Annotated in this window: 11 protein-coding genes; 4 read left to right on the forward strand and 7 right to left on the reverse strand. The window is 61.0% G+C overall.

What is annotated here, in order from left to right; genetic code table 11:
- Positions 1-121 precede the first annotated feature (121 nt).
- Both ACMXYI_RS26665 and ACMXYI_RS26670 read right to left on the reverse strand, forming a co-directional pair.
- Positions 122-1,042 (reverse strand): LysR family transcriptional regulator, encoded by a 921-nt coding sequence (locus tag ACMXYI_RS26665; protein ID WP_415769889.1) that lies wholly within the window; start codon positions 1,040-1,042, stop codon positions 122-124.
- Between the two features lie 45 nt (positions 1,043-1,087).
- Complete coding sequence (locus tag ACMXYI_RS26670) at positions 1,088-2,074, reverse strand: MBL fold metallo-hydrolase (RefSeq protein WP_415769891.1); 987 nt, start codon at positions 2,072-2,074, stop codon at positions 1,088-1,090.
- 207 nt (positions 2,075-2,281) lie between these two features.
- On the opposite strand from ACMXYI_RS26670, the gene ACMXYI_RS26675 reads away from it, so the two are divergent.
- A complete protein-coding gene (locus tag ACMXYI_RS26675; protein WP_415769893.1) occupies positions 2,282-2,722 on the forward strand; it encodes a helix-turn-helix domain-containing protein in 441 nt (146 codons plus the stop codon).
- A 211-nt stretch (positions 2,723-2,933) separates the two neighbouring features.
- Here ACMXYI_RS26675 and ACMXYI_RS26680 read toward each other — a convergent pair whose 3' ends face one another.
- Together ACMXYI_RS26680 and ACMXYI_RS26685 are read right to left on the reverse strand one after the other, a co-directional pair.
- The gene (locus ACMXYI_RS26680) at positions 2,934-3,758 is read right to left on the reverse strand and encodes an alpha/beta fold hydrolase (protein ID WP_415769895.1); all 825 of its coding nucleotides are present in this window, start codon (positions 3,756-3,758) and stop codon (positions 2,934-2,936) included.
- Between the two features lie 31 nt (positions 3,759-3,789).
- Entirely contained in the window at positions 3,790-4,365 is a 576-nt protein-coding gene (locus ACMXYI_RS26685; protein ID WP_415769896.1) for a flavodoxin family protein, read from the reverse strand.
- A 320-nt stretch (positions 4,366-4,685) separates the two neighbouring features.
- Between ACMXYI_RS26685 and ACMXYI_RS26690 the strand changes: the two genes are divergently transcribed.
- A complete protein-coding gene (locus ACMXYI_RS26690) occupies positions 4,686-7,490 on the forward strand; it encodes an ATP-binding protein (protein WP_415769898.1) in 2,805 nt (934 codons plus the stop codon).
- Here the strand turns inward: ACMXYI_RS26690 and ACMXYI_RS26695 are convergent.
- Both ACMXYI_RS26695 and ACMXYI_RS26700 read right to left on the reverse strand, forming a co-directional pair.
- Entirely contained in the window at positions 7,455-8,939 is a 1,485-nt protein-coding gene (locus tag ACMXYI_RS26695; protein WP_415769900.1) for an ATP-binding protein, read from the reverse strand. The two genes, ACMXYI_RS26690 and ACMXYI_RS26695, sit on opposite strands and share 36 nt — an antisense overlap.
- A gap of 183 nt (positions 8,940-9,122) precedes the next feature.
- Complete coding sequence (locus tag ACMXYI_RS26700) at positions 9,123-10,073, reverse strand: GlxA family transcriptional regulator (RefSeq protein WP_415769902.1); 951 nt, start codon at positions 10,071-10,073, stop codon at positions 9,123-9,125.
- A 258-nt stretch (positions 10,074-10,331) separates the two neighbouring features.
- On the opposite strand from ACMXYI_RS26700, the gene ACMXYI_RS26705 reads away from it, so the two are divergent.
- Positions 10,332-11,054, forward strand: coding sequence for a pirin family protein (locus ACMXYI_RS26705; protein WP_415769903.1), 723 nt, complete (start codon positions 10,332-10,334; stop codon positions 11,052-11,054).
- 160 nt (positions 11,055-11,214) lie between these two features.
- On the opposite strand, the gene ACMXYI_RS26710 is transcribed toward ACMXYI_RS26705, so the two are convergent.
- A complete protein-coding gene (locus tag ACMXYI_RS26710; RefSeq protein ID WP_415769905.1) occupies positions 11,215-12,090 on the reverse strand; it encodes a LysR family transcriptional regulator in 876 nt (291 codons plus the stop codon).
- Positions 12,091-12,201: 111 nt separating this feature from the next.
- Here ACMXYI_RS26710 and ACMXYI_RS26715 point away from each other — a divergent pair, with 111 nt between their 5' ends.
- Entirely contained in the window at positions 12,202-13,416 is a 1,215-nt protein-coding gene (locus ACMXYI_RS26715) for a YbfB/YjiJ family MFS transporter (protein WP_415769907.1), read from the forward strand.
- Positions 13,417-13,472 lie beyond the last annotated feature (56 nt).

Raw genomic sequence — 13,472 nt, forward strand, 5'->3', positions numbered from 1 at the left:
AGCTCGCCTGCTTTTGATCTTGATCCACCCGCCCCATCGGGAGGCTGAGTGGAGGTGTTCATCTGGGGGGGCAGGCGCGAAGCGCCGTGGGGGAATGTGATCGGCCCGAAGGCCGCCACGTTCAAGCCGAAATCGGCAAAGGCTTCGACATGAACTCACTGATCCGCAACCGCAACCATCGCTCCGCCGGATCGTTGTCATGCACCCCGCTCCAGGCCATCGAAAGCTGCGCCGCTTCAATCGGAAACGGCGGGGCTTCGGCCCGCAACGCACAACCCTCGACCAACGCGCACGCTGCGTAATCCGGCACGGTAGCGATCATCTCGGTCCCGGCCAGCAACGCCCGCAACCCACTGAACTGCGGAACGCCCAACACCACGCGGCGGCTGCGGCCGACCTTGGCCAGATCCAGATCGATGTTGCCGCTCAGGTCGCCGGAGAACGACACCATGGCATGCGGTCGTTCGCAGTATTCGTCGAGTGTCAGCACCCCCGGGCGTTTGTCCCCGCGCAGCACTTTGCAGGGGATGTCCCGCAACTTCTTGCACTTGGCATTCGCCGGCAAATCCGTGGTGTAGCTCACCCCCACGGAGATTTCTCCCGAGGCCAGCAATGCCGGCATCAGCAGGTAGTTGGCACGGCGCACCACAACCACGATCCCCGGAGCCTCTTCTTGCAGTTGCCGCAGCAACGGCGGAAACAAGCCAAACTCGGCGTCGTCCGAAAGGCCAATGCGAAACACATCGCAGCTTGTCGTCGGGTCGAATTCCTTGGCCCGGCTCACCGCCCCGGAAATCACATCCATCGCCGGTTGCAGCTCCTTGAGGATCGCCAGTGCCCGCCCCGTCGGCTCCATCCCGCGGCCATTGCGCAACAGCAGCGGATCGTCGAACAGATCCCGCAACCGCCCCAGCGCCGCACTCACCGCCGGCTGCCCCATGAACAGTTTTTCAGCAACACGGGTGAGGTTCTTTTCGAACATCAACGCTTCGAAAATCACTAACAGATTCATGTCGACGCGGCGCAAATCGTTACGGTTCACAGGCAGATTCCCTCGTGTGTTCAGCCAGGCACCCGGCGGTGGACTTTATTCGATCAGCGGTACGTTGGCCGCACGTTTGTAAGGACCGTACTCCACTGGTACCCATTGGAAATGCTTGCCCTGCGCCGCGATATGGCCGATGCCCGGAAACGGCAAATGCGCCGCCGTTACCCAGACTTTGCTCGCCGCTGCATCGCTGAAAACCTTGGCGCGACTCTTGATCGCTTGCTGACTGTTGACGTCAAAGCCAATCGACACTTCCGGATGCTCGAACTGCACCGCGAGGTTATGCACCAGGTCGCCCATGAACAAAATGCTCTGCCCCTGCGAGGTGAAGCGGTACGTGGTGCTGCCCGGCGTGTGACCGGCCTCCAGTTCCGCATTGACCACACCCGGCACGGGCGACTGACCGGCATCGAACGTCTTGAAGCGACCCGCGGCGACGTAGGCCGCGGTCGAGTCCTGGGCGATTTTGAAGTACGGCTTGGCACCCTCGGGCGCCTTGGCGAGGGCCTGCGGATCAAGCCAGTAGTCGGCTTCTGCCTTCGCAGCAAAGACCGTGGCGTTGGCGAAAATCGGCTTCTGTTGGCCATCAACCAGTCCGCAGACATGATCCAGATGCAGGTGGGTCAACAAAATCGTATCGACCTGCGCAGGCTCATAACCGGCGGCTTTCATATTGTCTGACAGCATCCCGGCTGTAGCACCAATGCACTGGCCGGCGCCGGTATCGACGAGGATCAACTGCTTGCCAGTGTTGATCAGAAAGGCGTTGAACGCGGTTTGTACGCCCGGCGTTTCAATCGAACGGCGAGCCAGAAGCGCGCGGATCTGACTTTGGGTCAGGCCCTTGAGCAGTTTCGGCGACAGATCGTTGTAGCCGTCGAACAACGCCGTCACCTCGTAATCGCCCACCGCCAACCGGTAGTAACCCGGCACTTGTGTGCCGACTTGCGCCGGTGCCTGAGCCGAGGAAATACCGGACGCCAGCGCTACCGCGAGCCCCAGCGCGCAAACCAGAGAATGTTTCATGCCACCACCTTGCTCGAGTCAGAAGAGCGGCCACGCACAACACCGCCAGATGACGTCGATTTTGCACGGATCGCCCCCGTAGAAATTGCAGCAATGTGCTGAGTTAGCGCCGTTGGTTGCCACCTGCACGGACGGAATTAACAACGTTTAACTCGCCTGCCAGAGCCCTGCGGCCAAAGATGAAGCTCACCGACACGGACATTTGTCATGGCCCATTCTCAGCAAAACGTTGCCCGCGCGACGGCCACTGAAACGCGAAAGAAAAACACCGGCGGCCTGACCCCGTGGCGCGAAAGCCTGGCCAAGCAACTGATCCTCGAGCGCCTCGGTGAAACCGTTGAAGTCACCGAATTGGCCCGCGCTTGTGCCCTTTCGCGCAGTCATTTCTCCCGCGCGTTCAAGTGCAGCACCGGGCTCTCGCCTCAGGACTGGATTCGCAACCAGCGCATCGCCCGCGCCAAGCAATTGATCCAGAGCACCGACCTGACGCTGACGCAAATCAGTCTCGAATGCGGCTTCTGCGATCAGGCACATTTCTGCCACATCTTCACTCGCAATGAAGGCATCACTCCGTTTGCGTGGCGTTGTCAGGTAATGCGCTCCCTGCTCCAACGCCCCGCCTACACCGCTCAAATTCACGCGCAATAAAGCTCGACACCGTACGCTTCGTAGCAGCTGTCGAGCCCCGGCGAGGCTGCGTCCGGCTGCGCAGCAGTCGTAAAATCAGCCAACGCAGTGTTTCAGGTAAACCGCGTCATCAGGTTTCACGACTGCTTCGCAGCCGAACGCAGCCTCGCCGGGGCTCGACAGCTGCTACAGAGCTTCCATGGCATAGGATCGGAGGGCCAGGGATTAACGCTTAGTCCTTCAAGAACGCCAACAGATCAGCGTTGAGCTGATCCTTATGGGTATCCGTCAAGCCATGGGGAGCGCCGGGGTAGATCTTCAACGTAGATCCTTTCACCAGTTTTGCAGACGCAATGCCCGCCGCTTCGATCGGAACCACCTGGTCCGCGTCGCCATGCACGACTAGCGTCGGTATGTCGAACTTCTTCAGGTCTTCGGTGAAGTCGGTTTCGGAGAACGCCTTGATACAGTCATAAGCGTTCTTGTGGCCGGAGGTCATGCCTTGCATCCAGAACCAGTCGATCATGCCCTGAGATGACTTGGCGTCCGGTTTGTTGAAGCCAAAGAACGGACCGCTGGCGAGGTCGATGTAAAGCTGAGAACGGTCGGCCAGGGATGCCTCGCGAATGCCGTCGAACACTTCGATTGGCAGGCCGCCAGGGTTGGCTTCGGTCTTGAGCATCAGCGGCGGCACCGAGGAAATCAGCCCGGCCTTGGCCACACGACCAGTACCATGGCGACCGATGTAGCGCGCCACCTCGCCGCCGCCGGTGGAGAAGCCGAACAGCACGGCGTTTTTGAGGTCCAGCAACTCGATCAACTGCGCCAGGTCATCGGCGTAGGTGTCCATGTCGTTGCCCGCCCATGGCTGGCTGGAGCGACCATGGCCACGGCGGTCGTGGGCGATGACCCGATAACCTTTGGAGGCCAGGAAGATCATCTGCGATTCCCAGCTGTCGGCGTTCAATGGCCAGCCGTGACTGAAGAGGATGGGCTGACCGGTGCCCCAGTCCTTGTAGTAAATCTCGGTGCCGTCGCGGGTCGTGAATGTACTCATGCAATTTCTCCTTAGCGAGTGTTGGGGTGTTTCAAACCGGTGAGTGGCCCATGCGTTCGGCGAGTCGCGCCACCCGCTCGCCGAGATGGGCGGCGGTGCAGCGGTCTTCGGGCGGTGGGGCAAAGTCCGGGGACTGTTCGACATTCGACTGGGCCATGGCGCCGAGCGAGCTGCCCAGGCGATTCAATTGCCCATCGAACATGCCCGTGCCCGAACGCGCCGGCAGCAAGTCGAGGCCGACCCAGATCATTGAATGCTGCGCGGCGAACACCGCCATCTGCAGCAATGTGTTGAGTTTGTCGCCGCACGGGCAGCCGGAGTTGGTGAACCCGGCCGCGAGCTTGTCGCGCCACGGCTGGGCGAGGTAGAACGCCGCCGTGGCTTCCATGAATCCCTTGAAGGACGCCGACGCGCTGCCCATGTAAGTCGGGGCACCGAAGATGATGGCGTCAGCGTTGTGTAAACGGTCCCAGTGCTGGTCCACGTCCTCGACCGGAATCAGCAGGCAGGTGCTGCCCAGGTGCCGTTCCACACCCTGGGCCACGGCCTCGGCCATGACCCGGGTGTGCCCGTAGCCGCTGTGATAGACCACCACCACGTTGCTCATTCCAGCGTCCTATTGAGGTGTTAATCCCTTTGCAACACCACCGTTCCCACAGACCGGCGGAAGTTGAAGCAGCAGAGTTTTGGGCGTAGACCAGATGCAGCACGAGTTAAACGTTGTTAATTTTCATTGGCGCGCCAAAAGCCGCAACACGAGCTTTGCTACGGTGGCGCCCAATAAACGCGGCACCTGCCATTGGCGCCGGGCACAGGCAGTCGCAGCGAACACCCGACAGTCAGGCGAACCCTCGTTGCGTTGAAGGAAAAACCTGAGGAATATGCTCGAAAACCGCTTACCAGACGGCTGCAAGCAGGAGTGACCCGTTGACCCTTTCCCCCGTAAAGGCCATCCATTTCGGCCCCTACCGCATCTATCCCGGACGACGTCTGGTGATGGAGGCCGACCAGCCTTTGCGCTTGGGTCGACGGGCGATGGACATCCTGTTGATCCTGCTGGAACACGCGGGGAACGTGGTCAGCAAGCAAGAACTAATGGCCAGGGTCTGGCCCAGAAGCGTGGTGGAAGACATCAACTTGCGCGTGCACATGGCGGCCCTGCGCAAAGCCCTCGGCGACGGTCAGGCCGGTCAGCGCTACATCATCACCGTGGCTCAGCGTGGCTACAGCTTTGTGGCACCGTACTCGCTGGAACAGATCGAACAACCGCCCGAGGGCGAACGGCCCATGCCAAGCGGCCACAACCTGCCGATCCGCCACACGCGCATGATCGGACGCCAGGCCTTGGTCGACAGCCTGATGACGCAGCTGCCACGCCAGCGCTTCATCACCCTCGTCGGCCCGGGCGGGATCGGCAAGACCACCGTGGCCCTGCGCGTCGCTGAACAACTGATCGGTCGCTACCAGGACGGCATTCGCCTGCTGGACCTGGCGCCGATCACTGACCCGATGATGATCACCGCGCATCTGGCCACGCTGCTGGATTTGTCCTTGCACGACACCGAACCGATGAGCGGTCTGGCGGCGTTTCTGCGCGAGCGCCAGATGTTGCTGGTGATCGACAACTGCGAACACTTGCTCGACGCGATTGCCTTGCTTTGCGAAAGCCTTCTTCGCGCAGCGCCGCAGGTGCACATTCTGGCCACCAGCCGTGAGAGCCTGCGCGCCGAAGGCGAATTCGTTCAGCGTCTGGAGTCACTGGATTTTCCGCCGCCCATCGCCGTGCTCGATCGCGCCCAGGCATTGACGTTTTCGGCGCTGCATTTGTTCGTCGAACGGGCCATGGCCAGCCATGACAGCTTTGAATTGACTGACGATGAACTGCCGCTGGCGATTGAAATCTGCCGGCGCCTGGACGGCATTCCATTGGCGATCGAACTGGCCGCTGCACAAGTCGGCAGCTTGGGTGTGAGCGGTTTGCTCGCGCAACTGCAAGGCAGTTTTCGCCTGCTCACCCAGGGCTGTCAGTCGGCGCTGGGTCGCCACCAAACGCTGCGCGCGACCCTCGACTGGAGTTTCGAACTGCTGAACGCCTGCGAGCAAACCTGCCTGCGTCGACTGGGCGTGTTCCGCGGCGGGTTCACGCTGGAGTCAGCAGCAGCGGTGATCGTCGGCGAACACATCGAGCCCGACGTGGTGCTCGGTTCGATCACGCAACTGGTGGCCAAGTCGCTGCTGAACGTCGAGGTGGGCGACGAAGAGGTGTTCTATCGATTGCTCGACACGACCCGCAGCTACGCCTTGGAAAAACTCGACCAGGCCGCTGAAATTGCAGACACCCGAGGACGCCACGCGGAACTCTGCCTGGCCTTGATGCATCAAGCGCAGACTGACTGGGAGCTGATCTCCACGGGCCTGTGGATCGAGCGTTACGCGCGCAGCCTGGAAGACATTCGTTCGGCCCTCGACTGGGGCTTGAATGGACAAGGGCCGCAGACGCTGGCGATACGCTTGGCCGCGACGTCGACGCCACTCTGGCAGGAGTTTTCGCTGCTCAAGGAACATGGCGTTTACGTACGCAAAGCGCTGGCGTTGCTTGAGGCGGCGCCCGAGCCCTGCCCTCGTCTGCACATGACGCTCAAGCTCGCCCTCGGTAGCTCCTGCTATCACACTCAGGTCGGCACGACGGAAACCGTCGAGGCGTTCGTCAGCGCCAGAATCCTGGCCAGACATTGCAACGATTTAGCCGGTCAGTTGCGGGCGGTGTCCGGGCACATGGCGGTCAACCTCTGTTGCGCCAATTATCAAATGGCCCTGGAACAGAGCCGGCAATTCGATCGGTTGGGGCTGCACGGCGATGCGGTGTTGTCCCTCAGCACGCATCGCTTGCGGGTGCTGGCGTTGCACTTTGCCGGGGACCAGCAGCAGGCGCGGATGAATGCCGAACAGGTCCTCCAGCGCATGGCCCAGAGCGGCCACCTCAACCGTTTCACCTACGGTTTTGGCGTGCACTACGATCAGAGCGTCGCCGCCCTGACGATTCTGGCGCGCATCCTCTGGCTGCAGGGACAACCGGAACAAGCCTGGCGCACCGCCCGGCAAGCGCTGGACATCGCGATCCAGATCAACCATGGCACCTCCATTTGCTACACCCTGGCGCTGGCCGGTTGCCTGATCGCCCACTACAACGGGGACAGCAAAACCGCCCGCAAACTTTTGCGTCTGCTACTGGAGCAAGCGCAGAAACATTCGGTGCTGCTGTTCTACACCTGGGCCCGGCACTATGCGCAGGTGATCGACCGCGCCGAGGCGCACTTGCCTCTTCAGCCAGGTGTGGGGCTGATCAAGGACATCATGGTCACACTGGATAGCGGTTTCGTCGATGACGCCCTGTTGCAACGGGCCGACTCCGGTACGGCAGGCTGGAGCACGGCAGAAATTCTGCGGGCCCGGGCTGATGCGCTGCTGGCCGAAAATTGCCCACTGAAAACCGAAGCGGCCGAGGCCGTGCTGATCAGGGCATTGAACGTGGCGAAACATCAGGGCGCCCTGGCTTGGGAACTGCGCAGCGCCACCTCGCTGGCTCAACTTTGGCAGCGTCAGGGCCGCTATCAGCACGCCCATGATTTGCTGGCGCCGATCTACAACCGGTTCACCGAAGGTTTTGCCACGCCGGACCTGCATAAAGTCCGGCGGTTACTCGACGAGCTCCATGGGCAATTGCATGCCTGAAACCCATTGCCCCCGGCTGATGTACTGCGAGTAACGCCGCTCGAACACACGCAGGTGACCGCTGTGTTCGAGCTTCTCCTGTGCATACGCGCGCGTCGTGTTGAGAAAGCGATAACGGGTGGTGCCGTTGACCTGATCCATCGAGAGCAACGATTTGGCCACCAGCCGCTCCACCAGCGACGCCAGTTGATCCGGTTTGAGCATCGCGCAACTGCTCACGCCCATCGCGGCCTCGAGGGTGAAGGACATCTTGAACACCGACAGGCGCTGCAACACGGTCTGTTCCAGCAGGTTCAGTCGCTCATAGCTCCAGTCCAGCGCCGCCTTGAGGGTTTGATGCCGGGGCACGGCGGTGCGCCGGCCCAGGGTCAGCAATTGAAAGCAGTTGTCCAGTTGCGCTTGCAAGCCCACCAACGCCAAGGCATCGATCTGCGCCGCCGCCAGTTCAATCGCCAGTGGCAAGCCGTCGAGCCGCCGGCAGATTTTGCGGACCGCCTTGAGGTCTTGTTCGCGCAGGGCAAACCCTTGCTGGCGGGCCCGGGCACGGCTGACGAACAACTGCACCGCCGAGTACCCCATGGCTTCGGCGACACTGCGCAACGCCGATGCAGGCGGCACCGCCAGTGACGGCAGACGCAGGACCGTTTCCCCCACCGCCTGCAACGGTTCGCGGCTGGTCACCAGAATGGACAGCCGAGGCGCCGACATCCGCACATCCTCGACCAGGGTTCGGCAGCGTTCGCGCAGGTGTTCACAGTTGTCGAGCACCAACAACGCGTGCCGATTTGCCAGCACGTCCAGCGTGGTGCCGGTCTCCAGTTCCAGGCTCTGGATCAGATGATCGACCACTCGCGCGGGATCATCGATCGCCGCGAAATCAACCAGCCACACGCCATCTTCATAATGCTGCAACAGCAGTTCGGCGACACGCAACGCCACCGTGGTCTTGCCAATGCCGCCGGGGCCGGTCAGGGTCATGAGACGCCGTACCGGCAACTGCCGCACCAGACTGCCGACTATCGAATCCCGACCAGTCACCGGCGTCAGCCGTGCAGGCAAATTGTGCTGATGTTTTTGCACGGTCTGGATCAAGGCCAGCGTGCTCGCGGGCACCTGTTCCACCGGGGCGATAAAGCTGTAGCCGCGCTGGGGAATATTGACGATGTAACGCTGGCCATCCTGCCCGTCGCCAAGCGCCCGACGCAGGGCTGCAATGTGCACACGCAGGTTGATTTCCTCGACCACGGACGTCGGCCAGACGTGGGCAATCAATTCGTCCTTGCTGACCACGTCGCCGGCGCGCTCGACCAGCACCTGGAGGATATCCAGTGCCCGACCGCCCATGCGCAACGGCCGGTCACCTTCCAGGATCAGCCGTTGCCGCTGGTGGAATGCGTAGGGGCCGAATCGCAACACCGCATCGCTGTTTAAATCTCTGAGGCTGTTCATGCACATTCTCGTGCTGAAACCTGGCCCGGCTCACCGTGCAGCACATCCATCGCACGCGCCCTCCAGACTCCCGCATCTCCATTGCAAAGCGTTCACCCGTATCTTGGCAGGCCTCAGTGACGGTACAACTGCCACGGTGGGAGTGTCACCGCCATCTGGGTGCGCAGAACGGACAAGAACGCTCTAACTGAACTGTTCACGGTATTGGGACGGGGTCAGACCGAGCTTTTCACTGAACAGAAAACGCATGTGCCGCACGCTGCCGAAGCCACTTTTGAAGGCCACGGTCTTGAGGGGCAAGTCGCTGGTTTCCAGCAGGCTCCTGGCGCAGTCGATACGCGCACTTTGCAGAAATTCCATGGGCGTCATGTTCACTTCCCGAGCAAACATCCGGGCGAAGTGCCGCGCACTCATGTTCGCGAGGCTGGCCATGCGCTCGATGCTGAATGCTTCATCGAGGTGTTCCAGTACATAGTTCTGCACGCGAGTGATCGGCGTTTCCTGCGGTGCGACAGCGGCCATCAACGGGCTGAACTGCGCCTGCCCACCCTGCCGCTTCATGACCACCAGCAATACCTTGGCCACGTCCTGGGCGACTTTCTTGCCGTGGTCTTCGGCAACCACCGCCAGCGCCAGGTCAATACCGGCGGTGACACCGCCGGAGGTGATGAGGTTGCGGTCCTGCACGTAAATCTGATCGGTTTCGACGGTGGCCTTTGGGAAGCCTTTGATCAGTCGTTCGGTGTAATGCCAGTGGGTGGTCACGCGATAACCGTCCAGCAAACCGGCATGCCCCAGCACAAACGCGCCAGTGCAGATCGAGCCGTATCGCTCGGCGCGACCGACTGCGGCTTTGAGCCAACACAACAACGGTGGATGTTTTTCGTTGTAGGCACCCGGACCGCCCGGCACCAGCAACAGGTCAAACGCCCGATCCGCCTGATCGATGTGCATATCGGCCTGGACGCTGACGCCGTTGGAGGCACGCAGTGCACCATGTTCGGTGCCGACGGTCGACAGTTCGTAACGATCATCCGCTGCCAGGTATCGATTGGCGATGGAAAACACTTCCATGGGGCCGGCCATGTCCAGCAGGAGGAAGTCGGGAAACAACACCATAGCCACGGTTTTCATGGGTTCAAATCACTGAAGTCATAAGAAGGTCAGTCTGCGGGACACTCAACTTTTGATGGGAGTGCCCGGTATCCGAAGAATGCTGTGCATTATGGCCAAATGTGGCATCAGCGTCGGAGAAGAATACGTGATCGCTTGCCGATTACTGTCAACCTCAACGGGACAGTATTTCAATTTTCATCTACTTATTGCACCAGCCAGTAACCATTAACCTTCTCCTCACTCGGACGAATCAACGTCCCCACAGGAGATTTCATCATGCTGACCCTTCGCAAAGCTTCCGATCGCGGCGCGGCCAATCACGGTTGGTTGAAGTCGTTCCATACCTTTTCCTTCGCCAACTATCGCAACCCGAAAGAGCAGGGTTTTTCCGACCTGCTGGTGATCAACAATGACCGGGTTGCCGCAGGCAAAGGCTTCGGCCAGCACCCACACCGCGACATGGAGATTTTCTCTTATGTGCTCGAAGGTGCTTTGGAACACAAAGACACCCTGGGCACCGGCTCGGTGATCCGCCCAGGCGACGTGCAGTTGATGAGCGCCGGCAGCGGCGTGGCGCATAGCGAATTCAACCACTCGACCACCCGGCCGGTGCACTTCCTGCAAATCTGGATCGTGCCCGAAGTCAGCGGCGCCAAACCGCGTTATCAGCAAGAGCACTTCAGTACGCAGAAGAAACGCGGCCGTCTGCAACTGATCATCTCCCCCGACGGGGCGAAGGGTTCGCTGAAGGTGCGTCAGGATGCACGGGTGTATGCCGCGCTCATCGACGGTAAGGAAAGCGCCACTCTGGAGTTGGCCGCAAACCGCTATGCCTATGTGCATGTGGCCCGTGGCAGCGTCGAGCTCAACGGCGTGCCGTTGCAGGAAGGCGATGGCGTGCGGGTTCGCGATGAACAGGTGCTGACGTTGAGCAACGGCGTGGATGCTGAAGTGCTGGTGTTTGACCTGCGCCCTCAAGAACTGCCGGAAATGCCATAAAGGTCACCGCGATCCCTGTAGCAGCTGGCGAAGCCTGCGTTCGGCTGCGAAGCAGTCGTGAAATCAGACGCTGCGGTCTTTATGACACACCGCGTGCGCTGGGTTTACGACTGCTTCGCAGCCGAACGCAGGCTTCGCCAGCTGCTACAGGTTCTGCGTTTCACTCGCCAGTACCAGAAAACACCGCGACAATTTCATCAATCACTACACGGATTCTGGCGGTATGCCGCAGGTCTGCGTGGGTCACCAGCCACACGTCATACGGAACCGGTCGTGTGCGCTCCGGCCACAACCTGATCAGCCCGTCCCTCTCCCCCATGTACACCGGAATTTCCCCGAGCCCGAGCCCTGCAGCAATGGATCGGCGCACCAGCAGGCTGGAACTCAGGCTCGAGACGATGCGCCCTCGACCCAACGGTTCCGAGACCAGCGTCATGTCTTTGTTGCCTTGCAGATACGGCTGATACACCACCAGGTCATGCCCCTCAAACGCCGAGCCCGGCTCCGGCGCACCATGGGCATCGACATACGCTTGAGACGCGAAAAGACCCACCGGCCAGCGGGCGATGCGCCGGGCGATCAGGTCCGGGTTGTCCGGCCGGGTATTGCGCACGGCGATATCGGCTTCGCGTTTGGACAGGCTGAGAATCTGCGTCGAGGCGTCCAGTTGCACGCGCACGTCGGGGTGCCGTTGATGCAGGCAAGCAATCGCCGGGATCAGGAAGTCGATGGCCAGGGAGTCCGTGGTGCTGACCCTTACCAGCCCGGTCAGTCGATCGTCGAGGCCTTGAATCCGGCGCTCCAGTTCGAGTGCCGAATGCTCCATTTTTTCCACTGCCCGCAACGCGGCTTCGCCGACAGCCGTCAACGCATAACCCTCGGAGGTGCGCAGGAATAACGTGGCACTCAAGGACTTTTCCAGCGCCGTGATCCGCCGTCCGACCGTGGCCTGATCGACACCCAACACTCGCGCCGCGCCCCTTAGCGTCGACTCTCGGCACACCGCCAGAAACACCCGCGCGTCATCCCAGTTCATACGGCTCTCCAACTGATGCATAGATGCATCACTCTAGCGCGAAATCGCTGCATTATTGCATTCGTAAACCACGATAGGCTGGAGGCCAGCAAAACTTACAGGATCGTTATCATGCACAGCACCTCGCCCACCCCGCGCAACGCGATCTGGCTGCCGATCTTTGCCGGCCTCTGCGCCAGCCTGGTCAGCATTGGCCTGGCGCGGTTTGCCTATACACCGTTGATTCCCTCATTGATCCAGGCGCACTGGTTTTCGGCGAGCGACGTGGTCTACCTCGGTGCCGCCAACCTGGTCGGCTATTTGATCGGCGCACTGATCGGCCGCCCCGTGGCCCAGCGCACGTCCAATACAACGGCCCTGCGTCTGATGATGTTTGCTGTGACCTTGTCGTTTTTTGCCTGTGGTTTTCCGTTGTCGGTGAGTTGGTTCTTTGGCTGGCGTCTGCTGTCGGGCATTGCCGGTGGCGCAATCATGGTGCTGGTGGCTGCAACGGTGCTGCCCCATGTGCCGGCATCCCGCAGAGGCCTGGCCAGCGGTGCGATTTTTCTGGGCATCGGCCTGGGCATTGCCGGGTCGGGAACGATTGTTCCGCCGTTGCTGAGCCTTGGCTTGCAGCAAACCTGGTTTGGCCTCGGTCTTCTTTCGCTGCTGCTGACCGCTGCAAGCTGGTTCGGCTGGCCATCAGACTCGCACCACGCGACCGCCACGGCGCCGGACAACACTTCGTCGACAACGACTGACTCGCGCGTGTACCTGTTGTTCGCCCAATACGCGTTCATGGCCGCCGGACTCGTGCCAGCGATGGTGTTCCTGGTGGATTACGTGGCCCGCGGGCTCGGTGCCGGCTCGCACATCGGTGCACTGATCTGGGTGATGTATGGCGTTGGCGCGATTATCGGGCCGGTGAGTTATGGCTTTCTGGCCGATCAACTGGGCGCGAAACAGAGCATTCGACTGGTGCTGGTGGTGCAGGCGATTGCCGTCGGCCTGCTTTCGATATCGAGTTCTTTCGCAGCGCTGGCCTTGCTGGCGGTGATCCTCGGCTCATTCCCGCCGGGCATCGTCCCACTGGCACTCGCACGGGTTCACGAACTGATCCCACAGCATCATCAGCAGCAAATTGCCTGGAGCCGCGCGACGGTTTCCTTCGCCACGTTTCAGGCCATCGCCGGGTTTGCGTATTCGGCGTTGTTCAACACCAGCGGCGGCGATCACGCGTTGTTGTTTGTCATTGCGGCCGGCGCCCTTGTGGTCGCACTGTTACTGGAACTGGGGATGGGTTTGTTGAATCGTCGCGATCAGCCGATTCCGTTGAGTTGCCCATGAAGCCTGCGATCTTTTGATTTTCCCCGCCAAGACGCGGTCCCACTTTCTGAACACCT

This window comes from Pseudomonas lyxosi, assembly GCF_047758685.1.
Lineage (GTDB): Bacteria > Pseudomonadota > Gammaproteobacteria > Pseudomonadales > Pseudomonadaceae > Aquipseudomonas > Aquipseudomonas lyxosi.